A 17883-nucleotide genomic window follows, 5' to 3' on the forward strand; every position below is an offset into this window, starting at 1 on the left:
TTCCGCCTTTCCGACATAATCGACAGCCACTTATAAATCTTTTAAACGGTTATTTTTATTTTAGTATACTACACTAACTATAGCAATCCAGCACTACTTTATTCCAAAACCAGCCTCCAACATTACACTATAAAATCACTTTCAATGAATTGAGACCCCGATCGCTATTTTACTGGTAACTTTTATCTCACAGTGTAACTTCACTCGCGAGTTTTTGTTAGAAAAGTCAATAATTGTAGATACAAGAGCCTGGTTGCCTGAAAAACTTACCAGCAGACTTCGTTTGCCTATTACCGAACAACGACAGATCTCACCAAACAATAAATTACTTTTATTCTTTCTTCAATCCTCTTCTACTTTAAGCGATCAAGAATCCTTACTCTCCTGGCAATCCGCACCTGTATGCAACGTTTCTCTTTACTTACCGTATTCTTTTTTGGCTTATTGTTCCTGATACTTGACGCTTGCCAGCCCGCCGATTCTCCAGCGGTAACTCCGGGTCCTCCGGCCTCTACCTCCACACCAGCCAATCGGGTTCGCATCAAATCCTTGTCGCAGGATATGCCCAACAATGCCAGGAAGATTACGGCTTTCACCTACGACGCCCAAGGTCGCTTGAGTTCTTTACTTTCCTACGAATCGCCTGACAGCACGGTTACCTGGATTGAGAAGAGTAGCTATCAGTACGATGTTCAGAACCGACTAATACAGCATCAATATCAGCAGATTGCCCGGCCCAACAGCATTTTCGGCCCTATGACTTACCGGCATCAGTACAGCTACACTTCGACGGGGCAGCTCAGTGAGATTCGCTACGCTTACAGCAACTTCGCTCAGCCCGGCCAGCGGGCTATTGACTTGTCGGTGTTAAACAACGCCAATACATTGGCAATAATCGCTTATCCTCGTTACAACGCGTCTGGTCAGGTTCTCGAATTAAAGAAAGTGATCTATCAGCAAGGACAGCAAACTGCGTTCACCCTTAGCTACGAATTTTCCTATACAGGTAGTAACGTCACCTCTACCACAAATACCAACTCAGGTTATCAGGGATCGGTACCCTACAAGCAAACTGACCAATACAGTTTGACATTTGACGACAAAATCAATCCGTTTTATGGTCTATACGTGATTCCAAAGTACTACGGAGGGATCAACGATTACTTTCTAAACCTACACACGCTTAGCCCTAACAACGTTCGAACAATTGGCGGACTTACCTACCGCTACGAGTATAACGAAGCGAACTTACCAACCGTGCGGTATACGTATAGTGATAAGTTGGTAGAAACCTTACGATTCGACTATGAATCGTACTAGTACTAACTTGTATCAGAAATAAATACTGGCTTAGCGTACGCTATAGACTTAACTCAAAAATTAATTGGTGCTTGCACAGAATCCTATTTTCCCAAATAGGATTGGGGTAATTCCTTGTGAAATAGTCGTAATTTACATGAATCAGATCGAACCCGTGCTGCTGGTATAGTGCCATTTGCCCAATGCTCGAATTGCCTGTTTTAATCACTAACCTTTCTAACCCTTGCTGGCGGGCAGCATCCGTTACATGAGCTAGTAAGGCCTTACCGAATCCTTTCCCTTGGTGGGCTGGCTCAACAGCGATATTCATAATTTCACCCGTCGACTGCTGAATTTGCAACAGGCAGATGCCCACAACCTGATCCAGGTCTTTAAGTAGATAAACTTGACTGAGCGGCAGATAAGCCTCAACAAGCTGCTGATTCTCATCGGCTAACAGCAACAAGTGCATAGGAACCCATTCACTAGGTTGCGCTTTGTCGATCAGATAGCTCACTTTCTTTTTCGGATTTGGTAAGCTTCAATACTGTCAGACTACTAGAGTCGTTGACCGATTATCGGATTTACGCATTCTTGACGAAATAAGTATGTCATTCCGTCGCAGCTACTACTTATTCCTGTATTAATCTATTATATCACTCCTCCTATTAAACCTGTCGTATATGAGATGCACAGGTCGTCGCAAGAATACCTATATTGACAAATTCAGCAAGAAAAGTAAAAAAATACCTGTTATTTTTACAAACCTTACTATGTGAAAACTGGCTGTGCTGATCGGATATTCGTTACTAAAAGTAATTTATTTTTCTAAGTGGAGGTCGAATAAGAACACGCTCTGTTCATTTGAACGCCATCGATTGCTTTCTGTTAAAACCACTCATTTAACCCGAACGATTTTATTTGAATCAATTTTACTTTTTGTCCATATTAATTGGTGTCAACAGTTATCAGGGAGAATCCTCTATCAGTCGATTAATCCAGCGGGCTTACTAGGGCGTACCTTTTCTAGAAAATTAAGCGTCCTTCTCGTCTGCTTATTGCCATTTCTAAAGGCGGGCGCAAACCCAGTTTTGAATCAGTTGCCCACTCCCCTTTCATCGGAACCTAGAACGTTGACTGTCGAGTACCTGACTGATACCACTGACGCGCTTACCATCGGACAGTTAACCAATCCTAAGATTCGATGGCAGGTCGCCATTGATCCTGCCCTGATTTTGGGCTTCACTACCCATCCCGTCTGGTGTCGATTTACGCTTCAGCAAGCCGTCAAAACATCCGAAAAGTACGCCTTAGAGCTAACGAATTTTTACGTTGACAGCTTGACATTATACCAACCCGACTTGGCCAATAAGTGGATTGTGCAGCATTCGGGTGATATGATTCCGTTTGCAGCACGGCTTCCTAAAACCCGCTGTCCCACAATTTACGTAACGGTATCAGGAACGGCTCCGCAAACATTCTACGCTCGAATTTTATCGACACAACATCATAGCTACCAATGGCAGGCCTGGAGTCAGTCTACGTTTCTCACGGATCGTTTGCCTGACATGGACCGATACATCGTGTTTACGCTTGTGTTCATGCTCACGCTGTTTCTGCTTGCTCTACTATTGTTCATGTACCCATTCGTGGTGCTACGTTCCTATGCCCTATGGGGATTAGCAGTTTGTATAAGCGTATTATTCGGAAGCGGCTACTCAGGCTATTTATTTCCCCACTCAACTTACTGGGCTCACACGAGCAACTTTGTCACCGTGGGCTTTTTGCTGCCGGCTTTAGCTTACTATGTTGTTCAGGCCTGTCATCTACCCAAAATTCTGCCCTCCCTAGTGTGGTTATACAAAGGCTTTGGCGGCTTAGGCTTTTTGTATTCGATCATAAGTTTTTTTGTACGGCATGCCTACATAACCTGGACACTTATAGCAGCAATGGCTGTTATGCTGGGATTTACCCTGGCCTTATTGGTAGCGCTGTATGTACGAGGTGTCCGGCCCGCCATCTGGAACGTGCTGGCTTTGTTACTGCTATTACCCGTTTACACTTATTTTTACGGACGGAACGCAGGTTTTTTCACCGGATCTATCAGCGAAGAATCGCTTAAGTTCTTAATGTTCCTGAGTTCTGCCGCAGAGCCTTTTTTTATCGTCGCGATGCTTTGGCAATCGACTCGTGACCGCATCCGAACTGCTAACAGCTTAAGCCTCGAACAAGCCCATCGCGAGAATATTCAGGTTCTTGATAAGCTTAAAACGGATTTTTCTACGAACGTTTCTCACGAATTACGGACACCCATTATGCTACTTCTGGGACCGTTACAAATCCTATACAATCGCTTTCCCCATAATGAACTATACGCGTTGATGTTACGCAATGCGGAGCGGCTTCAGACACTGACCAACCAACTGCTCGATTTAGCTAAACTTGATGCGGATCAAATGCAGAATTCACCCACAGTAGGCGATTTTGCCGCTGATCTATCTGGGTGGGTAGCCTTGTTCGACGCTCAGGCGCAAAGCCAGTCGGTTGCGTTGACGCTACACCAAAATGAGACCAGCCGCCTAGCTTCATACGATGCCGACAAAGTGGAGAAGATTGTAACAAACCTTCTTAGTAATGCAATTAAGTTTACTCCAAAGGGCGGTTCAGTCGTTGTAAAAGCTTTTTATTCCGCTACGTCGGTACTGATTGACGTGCGCGACACAGGCGTAGGAATTGCCCCTGAGGTGTTACCCCACGTATTTGATCGTTTTTACCAGGAGGCCAATACGAATCGGGAGAAAATAGGCTCCGGGGTCGGATTGGCGCTTGCTTATGAGTTGGTGCAGCTCTTGGAGGGTAGTATCGAAGTACACAGTCAGCTTGGCGAAGGGACAACTTTTGTGCTATCGCTCCCTATTCAGACGGTGGCAGACCAGTCGATACAGCATAAAGATATTTTCCCCACTCCTTCACCCAAACGTTCAGATTTTGAGCAGATCGATCGAATGATAACTGATGCTGATTTGCCAAGTACCGCTGACCTATTTGCTGATGAATCAGAGCCGTTGACAGAGAAGCCCTTACTGCTATTGGTTGAAGATAATGACGATTTACGAACGTACATCCGAATGACTTTAGCCTCGCAGTACACTTTACTCGAAGCTGTTGATGGCCAACAAGGGTTAGAAATGGCCCTTGACTCGATGCCCGAACTGATTATTACCGACCTGAAGATGCCTCGACTCGATGGCCTGGATTTGTGCCGTGCGCTACGAGCTGATTCTCGTACGGATCACATTCCACTAGTGATGCTTACGGCTAAAGCTACTGTCGAAGACCGTCTGATTGGTCTTCAGACCGGGGCTGATGACTACCTGACAAAACCGTTTCTGCCAATGGAGTTGTTATTGCGCCTACAAAATCTTCTTCAGCGTAAATCGTCCCAACAGGCTTACTGGCAACGAACCTTTGCTGGCTCGACCGTCCCAAATTTATCGGATACCACACCCCTTCCTGATCAGGAAATTACCGAACTGCCAGACTTCCTAAAGAATGTGTATGACTTACTGGAGCAACACCTTGATCAATCCGATTTCGAAGTAGATCAACTAGCCGATGCCCTAGCCATGAGCAGCCGTACATTGAACCGCAAAATGAAAGGTATACTGGGTCTTACTACGCGTGAAGTAATCCGCACGTATCGCCTTCGACGTGGCAACGAATTATTAGAACAAGGTATCCAGCCAACGCAGGCCGCTTATGCAGTCGGTTTTGGAAGCTTATCCTCTTTTGGCCGGGCTTACAAAGAGCAGTATGGTTTTGCGCCCTCAACCCGAAAAGGTTTATCCAAGACGACCTAATAAAACGGGACTTTCACCAACGGCCTATTTCGGTGTCAGGAAACGTGTCAGCACAAAAGATGACCACTGGACATATTTTGTATAAAAAATTTCAGATGCGTAAATCTTTGTTATGTAGAAAGTGCTATTCTGGCGTTTTGGGTAGAGTTTTTGTCTGATTCGGTAGAGTTCAGTGGCTGACATATCCTGAACTTTGAACCAGCTAAATAACCTAGATCATCCCTAGTTTTGTACTGCGGAGTTTGGCTGTATGTTCTAGATATTTCTGTCGGCAGTCATAGAATCCAACCGCTCCCTATCGGCTTGGTAACGCTGACTTTTCGTCGTAATCATCTGGATTGTGCGTTCATTCTTCCTGTGCTTTATAACGGGACACACTTCTATCCACACCTTCCTTCCTAACCCTTAATCAATTTTTACGGATGACTATTTCGTCTTATTCAACGCTGATCGTGGCCCTACATCCGTCTTATTTTCTTATCCTTCGCAAACCAGAATCGAGTCGAAACAAGAGTCGCTCGGCTCTTCCTAAATACGTCAACTGACAACTAGAAGGCTATATAATCTGTAACATAGGCGCTGATTTATTTCATAGGTCGACGAGTATATGATAGTTGACCAGGCGGCCTTTGTCAGCAGGTATACGTCCAATAATTTGCCCCAGGTAAGTGAAGGCTACAACCTCACTCACGATTCTGATACGAAGCGCCGTGTTGATCACAACTATCTGTTTTCCATCCGCCTTTTCTGGATTTGCTTGACTTTTTACCTGATACTAGTAGCTGTTACTTACTACGTATAGACTGCTGAGTTCTAGCGCATTTTTCAAAGAAACTGGTTTAAACAGGACTTAGATATAAGCTACTAGTGAACTACTCATACCTTATGTCTAAGGGTTGCGATATGCTGCTTGTTCAATAAAAAAAACGCTGATAGAGCGTTTTTTCTTTTCATAAGGCATATTTAGTTCATCAAGAAGGGATCGGGCTCATAATCCACTAGGTCTGTCACAAATGATGTTCCTCGCCAAAGCGACAGCAAAGCATGAGCAGTCAGCATACCACCAATGAATGCTACAATAGCTAGCAAGTAAGAGAAAGAAAGGCATTCCGACACGATCCAACCCCGCGAGAACGTGATAAACTGGTGTAGAAAACTGCCAGTTGTAACACACATCGTAGTAAGTACCGTTGTTGATCGAAAGTAATAACAGTACATCATAGCGACACTATTTTTTAACTATAACTGTTTTCACGACAAAGTGTCCTTTTTATTGAACTCATCCAAGATTTATTTTGAATAACTATCCTGGACAAACAAATTATAATAAACTTTTTGCCAAATTTGTCAGATATACGACAAAGCCGATTAATTCGATTTCAAGCGAACAAAAAATTTTTGTTGAGTTATGCAATTTGGCCAGCTCCTGCATCTAGTAGATAGAATTTGGCAGTGACCAGTGGCTAGAGAAATAACCTTAACAATTATTTTATGAATAAAGCACCGCCTTGCGCCAGTTTGGCAGTTTGTGGCTTCAGGAAATGTTGGACGCTTGAAAAACAAGGTTTTATCGGTATATACATCAATCAGTTATGGAGATTACCTTGCCTACTAGTTTTAAGTAATTGTTGATGTAATGGCATAAGCAAATAAAATTTGGCTAATACGTTTGCGTTGTATTCATCGGAAAAACTATAGTTTTGTAGAGGTTTCGACGGGTTTCACTCAAATTTTTAACTGAACAAACCAAAAGAGTCTAAATTTTTTGCTTTTTTTACCGGGCAAACCAACTTTCAAATTTAACCCTACAGTCCAGTTCCAATGAAAACACAAACTCCTTCTCCAGCACCAGCCAAAGCAGCGGCACCAAAAAAGAAGTCAGGTGGCTTGAACCCCGCACTCGTAATTCCAGTTCTGCTGCTGATTGGTATTCTGACGTACATGTTCGTCTTTGGTGATGGCAGCCACTTCCAGGAAGGTGACAACACGAAAGAACCACTACCCGGCGACTATTTCGGCACCGTGTACAAAGGCGGTTTTATCGTACCGATTCTATTTACCTGTTTCTTGACCGTATTGGTGTTCTCTATTGAGCGTTTTATCACCATCGGTCGCGCAAACGGTTCAGGTTCAATTGATGACTTCGTTCAAAAAGTAAAAGCTTCCCTCGACCGTAATGATGTAGCAGCGGCTATCCAAGCGTGCGACAAACAAAAAGGTTCGATCGGTAACGTCGTTAAAACTGCGCTGCTGAAATACCAGCAATTAGCCGTTGACACTCAGTTGGACAAAGAACAGAAATTGGTAGCTCTGCAAAAGGAAGTGGAAGAAGCTACTACGCTTGAACTGCCAATGCTTGAGAAAAACCTGACGATCATCGCTACACTGGCTTCGGTTTCGACGCTGATCGCCCTGCTTGGAACGGTACTTGGTATGATCCGTGCTTTCGCAGCTATGGGTGCTACCGGTCAGCCTGATACAGGCGCTCTGTCAACGGGTATCTCTGAGGCCCTTGTAAATACAGCTCTTGGCATTGGTACGGCTGCTATCGCTACGATCATGTATAGCTACTTTACTAGCCGGATTGACGTGCTGACTTACAACATCGACGAAATCGGTCTGAGCATCCAGCAAAACTTTGCTGCTCACTACTAGTCGAGACAGTATACTTAACCACCTGCCCGGCCAACGTCGGGCAGGTAGAAACAAAACAACTCATGCCAGCAGTTAAAATCAAACGTGCCAGTTCTTCGGTGGACATGACGGCGATGACTGATGTGGCGTTTCTGTTGCTGACGTTCTTTATCTTGACGGCACAATTCCGCTCACAGGACGCAGCAGCTATCGAAACCCCTTCGTCGATTTCCGGCATCAAAGTTCCTGATAGCGACATTATGACCATTGGTCTTGGACGTGATGGAAAAGTATACTTCGGTATTGACAACCAGCAGCACCGGCTCGAAATGCTGGACAACATTGCGGCTGCGAAAGGAATCACGTTCTCCCCTAAGGAAAAAAACGAGTTTTCTTTGATGTCAAACTTTGGTATGCCCATCAATCAGTTGAAATCGTATCTGAACCTTCCTAAGGAGCAACAGGCAAAAGTAAAACAGCCTGGTATTCCTACGGATTCAACAGGAGCAGCTCCGACCAACGAATTAAAAGATTGGGTATTCAATGCCCGTAAGGCTAACAACGGACTTCGTATTGCTCTGAAAGGTGATAACCTCGCTAAGTTCCCAGAGTTTAAGAACGTGTTAGCTACGCTACAAGCGCAGAATATCAATAAATTCAACCTGATCACAGGAACGGAAGCTCCTCCGGCAGGTTGGAAAGCAGACTAATGTAGTCATAGTTTTTTGATAAATGGATTTCTAAAGAGATCACTTAACGAAAAACTAAAACCAGACAAACCCATGGCAGAAATTAACACCGGTGGTGGTGGTGGTAAGCATGATGGTGGTAAGGTACGGTCCAAGAAAGCATCGACACGGGTAGATATGACCCCGATGGTAGACTTAGGCTTCCTTCTAATCACTTTCTTCATCTTGGCCACCACCTTGAGCAAGCCATCTTCGATGACGCTCAACGTACCGGACAAAACCAAAACAGAAGAGACGGAGCCTATCAAGGCGTCCAACGTAATGACGATCTTCTTGGGGAAAGATAACAAAGCCCATTACATTTTCGGTAAAGCGGCCAATGAAGATCCCGAAGTAAAGACCGTTAGTTACGGCTACGATTTCCGGCAGGCCATCCAAGAAAACGCACGAAAAGTAGCTGCTGACAAATTTGTTGTGGTTATCAAACCAACCAAGTTGTCGACCTACAAAAACATGGTTGACGTACTGGATGAAATGGCCATTACGAAAACGAAACGGTACGCGCTGGTAGATCAGCTGACGCCGGATGAGAAAAAGATGCTCAAGGACAAAGTAAAAATCGACGTATAACACCATGGCAGAATTAGAATCCCAGGCAACACTCGATGATATCGTGTTTGCCAATCGGAACAAAGCGTATGGTGCTTACGAACTGCGGAAGACTTATCCAAGGACCGTTACACGTGCCCTGATCATTGGTGGTATTCTGTTTACACTCGGTGTATTAACGCCTACCATCATAACAGCTTTGACTCCGGAGCCAGAAGAACAGGCAATGGTTGAAGTGGACTTAATGAAGCTTCCACCACCGCCAATTGACCCGAACGAGCCTCCACCGCCACCACCACCACCGGTCGAAATGCCGAAGGTGAACACGGTGAAATTCCTTCCACCGGAAGTAAAACCGGATGAGGAAGTACCTGAGGAAACACCACCACCGGCAGTTGAAGAACTGAAGGAAGCTGTAGCCGCTGAAAAAACGCAGGAAGGGGACCCCAACGCAGAAGAAGTAATTGCTGCTCCTGAAGCAACGGCTGCTCCTACTAAGGTTGAGGTAGCTGTTGAAGCCGCTCCGAAAGAAGAAGAAATCTTCACTGTGGTAGAGCAACAACCTGAATTCACGGGTGGTATGGCTGCACTGGGACAATACTTGGGAAAAAACCTTCGCTATCCAGCAGCTGCTCAGCGGGCTAACGTTTCAGGACGGGTATTCGTAAGTTTCGTTGTTAATACCGATGGTAGTATTCAGGACGTTCAAATCTTGAAAGGCTTAGGTTTCGGTACAGATGAAGAAGCGAAGCGCGTAGTACAAGGTATGCCAAAGTGGCGCCCAGGCAAACAGTCAGGACGTCCGGTTCGTGTAAAATACAACCTACCGATCAACTTCACGCTGGAATAAGTAATCTATGCGCGGACAAAATCGAGGTCCATCCAAGGTAACGCTGTATATATCAGTATTAGCTTCGATGGCATACTTGGGAGGAGGCATCGCACTGATTGCCTCCTCTCAGTCTTTTGGACTGTTACCTGAAGGAGGATTCATTCGGTACGGGTTAGCAGCACTCCTTTTACTTTATGGAAGTTTTCGGGCTTATCGAGCTTACCAAGGTCTGCGAGGCAATGACTAAACTAAAGATTTTCGGGCTTTTACTGATCGCAGCTTTGCTGGGAAGCTGCGATGGTAAGCCACCGCTGGATAATCCGGCTCGCGGCACTATTGTGATAGCAGCCGACGAATCGTTTCGCCCATTGGTTACGCAGTTGACATCTGCTTATTCGGGTATTTATCCCGACGCTCACTTCAAAGTGATTTACAAGCCAGAGCAGGAAGCTATCAATCTGATGCTGAAGGATAGTGCCCGAATGGCATTCACGACCCGGTTATTGACAGCGAACGAAAAGGCCGTTTTAAACCAGCGTAAGATCGTTGGAGCGAGTACAAAACTGGCTACTGACGGTGTCGCACTCATCATCAATCAGACTAATACGGATAGCCTGATGACAATAGATGAGTTGAAGCAGGTATTTACGGGTAAAATAAAGCAGTGGTCGCAGTTAAAGGGTGGTAACCAGTCAGGTCCGATCACGCTCGTTTTTGACAATAACAATTCCAGCAATTTAGAGTTTGTATTGCATAAGTTTGAGATCAAGAACGTAACGGGTCTACGGATTTTTACCGCTAAATCGAACCGCGAGGTTATTGACTTCGTACGGCAGAATCCGTCTGCCTTAGGTTTCATTGGTGTGAACTGGATTAGCGACGGTGATGAGCCACTTACTGCAGAGCTGTCGAAAGACTTACGGGTAGTAGGTATCTCACCGAAAACGAATCCGACGGAACGGGCTGATTACTTTCAGCCATTTCAGGAAGACTTAGGTATGCAACGATATCCACTGCGTCGCCCTGTATACGCACTGAGCCGGGAAGCCCATCCTGGTCTGGCGGGAGGCTTGGTCAATTACGTTATTCGGGATGCTGGTTCGCTTATTATTTATAAATTAGGTCTGTGGCCATCCGTACCGTATAATCGGGAAGTAAATCTAAGAAAATAAGCAATTTTTGGGTTTGCCCGCAATTTTTTAGTTTTGCTAATTGTTAACTAGTCATAAAACCTTTTTTCCATTTTCCAACCTGTAATACATGATGAACAACCAGAGAAAATCGCTGTTGACCATCCTGTTCGTAGGAACGTCCCTAGCTGCTCCACTTATGGCGCAGGATGTTCAAACGGCATTGAAAGACGTGGAGGCTGAGCGGTTTAATAAAGCGGGACAAACGCTTACTCAGCTAGCAACCAGCTCACCATCAGCAGAGAATCAATTTTATCTAGGCTATTATTATCTAAGAAGCGGACAAATTGATCAAGCTAAAGCAGCCTTTGAAAAGGGTGCAGCCGCTGATAAGAAAGACCAATTAAATAACATTGGTTTAGCTGGTGTTGCTCTGGCAAAGAAAGATCGTGCGACGGCTAAAACATTAATCGATAACGCTGTTTCGGCAACGAAAAGCAAGGACCAGAACGTACTGCTCCGGGCTGGCGAAATGTATACGCTGGAAGAAACAAACGATCCAGCAGAAGCGATTCGCCTTCTGACCATTGCCGACGAAAAAGACAAGAAGAACGAGAACCCAGAGATTGAAATGACTCTCGGTGATGCATACTTCTTGAAGAACGACGGCGGTAATGCTATTTCGAAATATGAGAATGCATTAGCAATCAGCCCGAATCTGGCCGAAGCAAACTATAAAATTGGTCGGCTTTACCTGCGTGGTAAAAACTACACGAAAGCACAAGAGTATTTCAAACTAGCGATTCAAAACGATCCTGAGTTTGCACCTACTTACCGTGCGTACGCAGATGCACTTGCTAACTCTCGGGCGTACAAATCAGCTGCTCAGAACTACGAACTGTACGTTCAGAAAAGCGGAACAACGGATCCAGAGCAGTTACTTGACGTAGCTCGTTATAAGTTCTTGGCTGAAGATTATCAGGGTGCTACAGCTTACTTGGATCAACTGAAAGGGAAAGTAAACAACCCAATCATTGACCGCATGTACGGTTGGGCATACACGGCTACGGGCAAAAACAACGAAGCTGTAGAAGCGTTGAACCGCTTTATTACGTCGTCACCTCAGAAAGTAATGTCTGATGACTATAAGTATCTAGGACGTGCGTACGGACAGTTAGGTACTCCAGAGGGTGATTCATTAGGCATCGCAAACCTGGAAAAGGCAGCTTCTCAGGATACGACGGATAACTTGTATCGTGAAATTGCTAAGAAGTACTACGATTCGAAGCGTTTCGACAAAGCTAGCGATTACTACACGAAGACGATTCAGCGCGATAAAAAGCCACAAAACAACGATTTTCTGTGGCTTGGCCTGTCAAGCTACCAATACGCTCCTCGTGTAGGTCGTGACAGTTCAGCGGCTCCAATGGATACAGCTCAGATCCGTCAGGTGAAACAGCAGTATTACATGAAAGCAGATTCAGCTTTCGGCCAGATGGCCCAGCGTATCGAAGCAGATGGTAAGACATATCCGTTGGCTTACTACTACCGTGCTATGTCGAATTACTATGCTTACGCTAAGGAACCAGAGAAAGCTAGTAGCTCAGCTACACCCTATTTTGAGAAGTTCATCGAGCAGGCTACTACGCCGAAGGATGCATCCGACAAAACGGATTACTCAAGATATCTGGTAACAGCTTACAAAACGCTGGCAGGTTTCAATATTGCGAAGAAAGACGACGCCAAGGCGAAAGAGTATTTCAATAAGGTATTGGAAATAAATCCAAATGATCCTGATGTGAAAAAAGCTTTGGAAGAGCCAAAAGCAGCTTCCCCATCGGGCAGACCAGCAACTAAGGCACCGGCGCGCAAAAGCACGGCTGGAAAATAATCCGGTTCGCATACAGTAAATAAAAAAGGGCAGACGATTGGTCTGCCCTTTTTTATTTAGTTTCCAGTTGATAAAATCCTGTTACTCATTACGAGTGCATCTATTATTTTAGAAGGGGAATCGTAACTTTGCGGGCGCAATTTTTTGCCCAGACGAATACTTAATCAGAGCTGTATGCTTAACCTTGTACTGTTTGGCCCGCCTGGTGCTGGCAAAGGGACCCAAAGTGAAAAACTGATCAATACCTATAACCTTGTCCACTTATCAACCGGCGACCTGTTACGCTCTCAAATTGCTGCTGGTACCGAACTGGGTCTGAAAGCAAAGCAACTAATGGATCAGGGCTTGCTGGTTCCTGATGACGTAGTCATTGGAATGATCGAAAGTAAATTACAGGAAAATCAGTCCGCAGCAGGATTTATCTTTGACGGCTTTCCCCGGACAGTACCACAAGCTGAAGCGTTAGACAAACTGCTGGGTCAGTACGATACACAGATCACTACAATGGTGGCGTTGGTCGTAGATGATGAAGAACTCACCCGCCGTCTGCTATTAAGAGGAGAAACCTCCGGTCGACCTGATGATCAGAATGAAGAATTGATCCGTCGGCGCGTAAAGGAATACAACGAAAAAACAACGCCTGTTGCTGACTATTATAACAGCCAGGGAAAATTTGCAGCTATTGATGGTATTGGTGATATTGATACCATTTTCAATCTGATTTGCAGTAAAATTGAGCAGGCCGTCGGTTAACGAAGCGAATTTCGTTGCCTTCAGACGCTAGCAGTAGTACAATACAATATGGCTTCATCCAATTTCATAGATTACGTAAAAATAAATTGTCGTTCGGGCGCAGGCGGAGCGGGATCGGTTCACTTCCGACGTGAAAAACACGTTCCTAAAGGCGGACCAGATGGTGGCGACGGTGGACGAGGAGGTCATATTATTTTAAAAGGTAACGCTCAGTTGTGGACGTTACTTCACTTGAAATACCGCAAGCACATCAAGGCAGAGAATGGAACAGCGGGTGAAGGTGGTAGACGTAGTGGAGCACAGGGTCAGGATGTAATCCTGGAAGTTCCACTTGGTACCATCGCCCGCAATCCAGACACGAGCGAGCAGCTTGCCGAGATTACCGAAGATGGACAGGAGATCATTCTATTTCCTGGCGGCAGGGGTGGTTTAGGTAATGACCACTTTAAAAACTCAACGCAACAGGCACCCTATTACGCGCAGCCGGGAGAACCTGGCGTAGAAGAATGGGTTGTACTTGAGTTAAAACTACTCGCCGATGTTGGTCTGGTCGGCTTCCCTAACGCCGGTAAATCGACGCTCCTGTCAGTTGTGTCAGCTGCGCGTCCCGAAATTGCTGATTATCCGTTTACAACCCTTGTACCCAATCTAGGGGTCGTAGCGTATAGGGATTATAAGTCATTTGTTATGGCGGATATTCCGGGCATTATCGAAGGAGCTTCACAAGGCAAAGGACTCGGTCTTCGCTTCCTGCGGCATATTGAGCGAAATTCGGTGCTCTTGTTTGTAATACCCGCCAACAGTCCCGACATTCGACAGGAATACAACACGCTGTTGAACGAACTACGCGAGTATAATCCAGAATTGATGGACAAAGATCGTCTACTGGCAATCTCGAAAATAGACCTGGTTGAGCAGGATGAATTGACACGAATTAAAGAGACATTACCGAAGAAATTACCCGTAACGTTTATATCAGCAGTTACCCAGCAGGGGTTAGATGAACTTAAAGATAGCATCTGGCAACGGCTGACGGCAACACCTGAGCCAACAGATTGAAACGTGCAGAACTCTAGTCATTCTGGTCGCTGAGCCTACAACTTGGCAGCATTCAATAGTTATGAAACAATTTTCATTAGTCTGCTGTCTCGTCGTAGGGCTATTGTTGCCAACATACGCGACAGCTCAGATTCAGGTATCGTTTCCTACCAGCCGAGCTGTTTTTCAGCGTAATGCAAGCAACCAGGCCACTTTTCGAATAACGGGGTACTACACCGTGCCTATCACGCAAGTTCAGGCTCGTGTCCAGGCCCGTAACAACCAGGGAACGTCTACGGATTGGCAGACCATACTTGACAATCCAAGCGGAGGTATTTACTCTGGCGATTTAACCGTAACAGGAGGATGGTACGATCTTCAGGTTAGAGGACTGACTAACGGACAGCAAGTTGGAGATGTTACGACGATTGAGCGCGTTGGCGTTGGCGAGGTGTTTGTCATTGCTGGCCAGTCGAACGCGCAGGGCGTTCATTACAGTGCTCCCGTTTCTACCGATGACCGGGTCAACTGCGTTAATTACAAATACCCGGAGAATGCCTATCCGAACGATCCTCCCGTTCCCCAATTTTCTCACTTAGATAACAGTGACGGCTTCATCGTCGCACCACGTGGCATGGGCAGTTGGTACTGGGGACGTTTAGGCGACCTGCTAGCGACCCGTCTAAATGTGCCGATCATGTTTTTCAATGCCGCCTTCACGGGTACTTCCATTCGAAACTGGAGCGATAGTGCTCCCGAGGGAGGAGCCGCCTATGGGTATGGTGGTAGCCCTTATCCAGCCCGGCAACCATACGCTGGCCTGAAAGTAGCCTTGCAGTCTTACGCCAACATACTGGGCATCAGAGCTGTCTTGTGGCACCAGGGCGAAGCGGATAATGTGTTCAACACAACTACGCAAAGCTACGTCACCGATCTCCAGTTTGTCATTAACCAAACCCGACAAGATTACGGGCGAAACATCTCCTGGGTCGTTGCCAGAGCCTCCCATTACGATCCGTTGGGTGCTAGCAACCGCATCATTGCCGCGCAGAATCAAGTTATTTCCACAGTACCGAACGTATTTCCCGGACCGTCTACCGACACGGTTCAGGTTCCACGGTATCGGGCACCACTTTTTGATCCCGACCGTGTTCACTTCGATTACAATGGCCTGGTTACAGCCGCTACTTTGTGGAACGGTAGCCTCGATGATTCCTTTTTTCAACGATCAACACCGTTTGGACCTGCTTTAGCACCTACCGTTTCAGTAGCTTGCGCAGGCAACAATCTTACGTTTACAGTTAACGGTACTTACTCCTCAGTTCAGTGGGAATCGGGCGAAAGCGGGCGCAGTATAACCAAAGGTCCGGGGGCACTATACCGGGCTAAAGTGAAAGATGCTTCGGGTAATACAAACTATACAGGGTATCTAAGGGTGTCAGACACCCCAATAGCCAGTGTAGCCAATAACCGCTTACCTATCATTTGTGCCGGTACAACACTCGCTTTGACGTCCAACTACGATAATGTAACCTGGTTAAGTCAACCAAATAACATGAGCGTCGCTTCGGGAAGAACGTTCAACGCAAGTTTAGTCGGAAGCTATTCAGCTCGCTACCGCGATGTCAGCGGTTGTGACTTCACGTCAAATACGCTTCAATTGACGACTAGTCCTCTCCCGGCTACTCCGACTATAACAAACGGCAGGTCTACCACGTTTTGCCAGGGCGACAACACAACCTTGCAGGCATCCAGTAACAATGTCGTTTACAACTGGAGCGATGGGCAAAAAGTAAAGCAGATCACCGTTACAACCTCTGGTTCCTATACGGCAACGGTCACCGATCAGAACGGATGTACTTCGTTACCCTCCAACGTCATACAAGTAGTCGCCAATCCAGTACCGGCAAAACCAACCATTACGGCGAGTGGTGCCACTACGTTCTGCGCTGACCGAAACGTTGTCCTGACTGCACCTACTGAAGCCGTGTATGAGTGGAATAATGGACAAACGGTACAAAGTCTAACCGTTACCCAGTCGGGTGACTATTCGATCGTGACCAGAAATCGGTTTGGCTGCACTTCCGAACGGTCCGACGTAGTAACTACGAAGGTAAACCCGCTTCCCGCAACGCCCAGCGTATCGGCGGGTGGCGCAACGACATTCTGCGCAGGAAATAGCGTTACCTTAAACGCAGCCTCACCGTTAAACGTGGTGTGGTCAAGTGGTCAGACAAGCAAAGCAATCAGTGTAACGCAGTCCGGTAACTACGCGGTACAGTCGCGTGACCAAAATGGCTGTCTATCTACCTTTTCACCCAGAATCAATGTACGCGTCAATGCGTTACCCAATGCGCCAGCCATCGTATCCACTCCTTCGGCAACTATCTGCCAGGGCGATCGGGCAACGCTTACGGTAGAAGGTCCGTACACCGTTTTTTGGTCAACCGGTGACTCTACACGCGCTATCACAACAGGACAAGCCGGCAATTACTCAGCTCGAATTCGCGATCAAAACGGTTGTGTTTCTACGCTGTCTGCTGCTACAACAGTTGATGTCAGGGCATTACCCCCCGCTCCTACCATAAACGCAATCGGTACATACACGCTTGAAGCGGTTAGCTCAACGAACGGCGAACGTTTTCGGTGGCGCCGGGATACGGATTCACTGGCCGTCCAAACGGCAATTATTAAGGCTGGTCGTTCGGGCAATTACACCGCCCGTTCATCCATTGTTTACTCAAACACCCTTACCTGTTTCTCCCTACCTTCGGCACCATTTTTGTACACGATAGATGCAAGCTTTGAGGGGCTAAGTGTGTATCCTAACCCGAATCCAAATAAGGTTGTCACGCTAGAAACACAGGAAAATTTATCCAACGCGACAGTTACGCTCTATAAGCCTACTGGGCAAAGAGTATTAACCAGAAATGTGGGTTTATTTGACGAACGAAAACAACTAATCTTGACCGACTTACCCTCCGGAGTTTACATTTTACGCGTAGAAGCGGCTGGTTTTAGCAGAACCAGACGAATTTTGCTCGGATTGTAATATAAAACCCGGTATACCGTTTAATCATAGAATCCCCGGTAGAATTTGTATTTTGCCGGGGATTTTACGGTATAGCCAAATAAAGACTAGCTGTTC

At 46.1% G+C, this 17883-nt stretch carries 14 protein-coding genes; 12 read left to right on the forward strand and 2 right to left on the reverse strand.

The features are described 5' to 3' along the window. Positions 1–402 precede the first annotated feature (402 nt). Positions 403–1320: a hypothetical protein gene (locus tag M0L20_RS06950; RefSeq protein WP_248476256.1), complete on the forward strand. Its 918-nt coding sequence runs from the start codon at positions 403–405 to the stop codon at positions 1318–1320. A 40-nt stretch (positions 1321–1360) separates the two neighbouring features. Here the strand turns inward: M0L20_RS06950 and M0L20_RS06955 are convergent, their stop codons facing one another. Then, positions 1361–1816, reverse strand: a complete 456-nt coding sequence (locus M0L20_RS06955; protein WP_248476257.1) for a GNAT family N-acetyltransferase — start codon at positions 1814–1816, stop codon at positions 1361–1363. Positions 1817–2432: 616 nt separating this feature from the next. Between M0L20_RS06955 and M0L20_RS06960 the strand changes: the two genes are divergently transcribed. Beyond that, positions 2433–5159: an ATP-binding protein gene (locus M0L20_RS06960; protein ID WP_248476258.1), complete on the forward strand. Its 2727-nt coding sequence runs from the start codon at positions 2433–2435 to the stop codon at positions 5157–5159. 422 nt (positions 5160–5581) lie between these two features. Continuing rightward, positions 5582–5704, forward strand: coding sequence for a hypothetical protein (locus M0L20_RS30100; protein WP_262923857.1), 123 nt, complete (start codon positions 5582–5584; stop codon positions 5702–5704). Between the two features lie 418 nt (positions 5705–6122). On the opposite strand, the gene M0L20_RS06965 is transcribed toward M0L20_RS30100, so the two are convergent. Continuing rightward, positions 6123–6335 (reverse strand): hypothetical protein, encoded by a 213-nt coding sequence (locus M0L20_RS06965; protein ID WP_248476259.1) that lies wholly within the window; start codon positions 6333–6335, stop codon positions 6123–6125. Positions 6336–6980: 645 nt separating this feature from the next. Between M0L20_RS06965 and M0L20_RS06970 the strand changes: the two genes are divergently transcribed. The 9 genes from M0L20_RS06970 (at position 6981) to M0L20_RS07010 (ending at position 17787) form a co-directional block, all read left to right on the forward strand. Next, entirely contained in the window at positions 6981–7814 is an 834-nt protein-coding gene (locus M0L20_RS06970) for a MotA/TolQ/ExbB proton channel family protein (RefSeq protein WP_232560133.1), read from the forward strand. A 62-nt stretch (positions 7815–7876) separates the two neighbouring features. Continuing rightward, entirely contained in the window at positions 7877–8503 is a 627-nt protein-coding gene (locus M0L20_RS06975) for an ExbD/TolR family protein (protein WP_232560134.1), read from the forward strand. 72 nt (positions 8504–8575) lie between these two features. Then, positions 8576–9112, forward strand: coding sequence for an ExbD/TolR family protein (locus tag M0L20_RS06980; protein WP_232560135.1), 537 nt, complete (start codon positions 8576–8578; stop codon positions 9110–9112). Between the two features lie 4 nt (positions 9113–9116). Beyond that, the gene (locus M0L20_RS06985) at positions 9117–9941 is read left to right on the forward strand and encodes an energy transducer TonB (protein WP_232560136.1); all 825 of its coding nucleotides are present in this window, start codon (positions 9117–9119) and stop codon (positions 9939–9941) included. A gap of 176 nt (positions 9942–10117) precedes the next feature. Then, positions 10118–11095 (forward strand): PstS family phosphate ABC transporter substrate-binding protein, encoded by a 978-nt coding sequence (locus M0L20_RS06990; protein WP_435531817.1) that lies wholly within the window; start codon positions 10118–10120, stop codon positions 11093–11095. An 88-nt stretch (positions 11096–11183) separates the two neighbouring features. After that, the gene (locus M0L20_RS06995; RefSeq protein WP_248476260.1) at positions 11184–12944 is read left to right on the forward strand and encodes a tetratricopeptide repeat protein; all 1761 of its coding nucleotides are present in this window, start codon (positions 11184–11186) and stop codon (positions 12942–12944) included. 174 nt (positions 12945–13118) lie between these two features. Then, complete coding sequence (locus tag M0L20_RS07000; RefSeq protein ID WP_232560138.1) at positions 13119–13697, forward strand: adenylate kinase; 579 nt, start codon at positions 13119–13121, stop codon at positions 13695–13697. A gap of 48 nt (positions 13698–13745) precedes the next feature. Beyond that, positions 13746–14756, forward strand: coding sequence for a GTPase ObgE (obgE, locus tag M0L20_RS07005; RefSeq protein ID WP_248476261.1), 1011 nt, complete (start codon positions 13746–13748; stop codon positions 14754–14756). Between the two features lie 61 nt (positions 14757–14817). After that, positions 14818–17787, forward strand: a complete 2970-nt coding sequence (locus tag M0L20_RS07010; RefSeq protein WP_248476262.1) for a sialate O-acetylesterase — start codon at positions 14818–14820, stop codon at positions 17785–17787. Positions 17788–17883 lie beyond the last annotated feature (96 nt).

The organism is Spirosoma liriopis (genome assembly GCF_023196085.1).
GTDB lineage: Bacteria > Bacteroidota > Bacteroidia > Cytophagales > Spirosomataceae > Spirosoma > Spirosoma oryzicola.

Bases quoted from the DNA above. Each gene is read 5' to 3' on its own strand.
- M0L20_RS06950 (WP_248476256.1), top strand. From the start codon at position 403: ATGCAACGTTTCTCTTTACTTACCGTATTCTTTTTTGGCTTATTGTTC.
- M0L20_RS30100 (WP_262923857.1), top strand. From the start codon at position 5,582: ATGACTATTTCGTCTTATTCAACGCTGATCGTGGCCCTACATCCGTCT.
- M0L20_RS06965 (WP_248476259.1), bottom strand. From the start codon at position 6,335: ATGTGTGTTACAACTGGCAGTTTTCTACACCAGTTTATCACGTTCTCG.
- M0L20_RS06970 (WP_232560133.1), top strand. From the start codon at position 6,981: ATGAAAACACAAACTCCTTCTCCAGCACCAGCCAAAGCAGCGGCACCA.
- M0L20_RS06975 (WP_232560134.1), top strand. From the start codon at position 7,877: ATGCCAGCAGTTAAAATCAAACGTGCCAGTTCTTCGGTGGACATGACG.
- M0L20_RS06980 (WP_232560135.1), top strand. From the start codon at position 8,576: ATGGCAGAAATTAACACCGGTGGTGGTGGTGGTAAGCATGATGGTGGT.
- M0L20_RS06985 (WP_232560136.1), top strand. From the start codon at position 9,117: ATGGCAGAATTAGAATCCCAGGCAACACTCGATGATATCGTGTTTGCC.
- M0L20_RS06990 (WP_435531817.1), top strand. From the start codon at position 10,118: ATGGAAGTTTTCGGGCTTATCGAGCTTACCAAGGTCTGCGAGGCAATG.
- M0L20_RS06995 (WP_248476260.1), top strand. From the start codon at position 11,184: ATGATGAACAACCAGAGAAAATCGCTGTTGACCATCCTGTTCGTAGGA.
- M0L20_RS07000 (WP_232560138.1), top strand. From the start codon at position 13,119: ATGCTTAACCTTGTACTGTTTGGCCCGCCTGGTGCTGGCAAAGGGACC.
- obgE (WP_248476261.1), top strand. From the start codon at position 13,746: ATGGCTTCATCCAATTTCATAGATTACGTAAAAATAAATTGTCGTTCG.
- M0L20_RS07010 (WP_248476262.1), top strand. From the start codon at position 14,818: ATGAAACAATTTTCATTAGTCTGCTGTCTCGTCGTAGGGCTATTGTTG.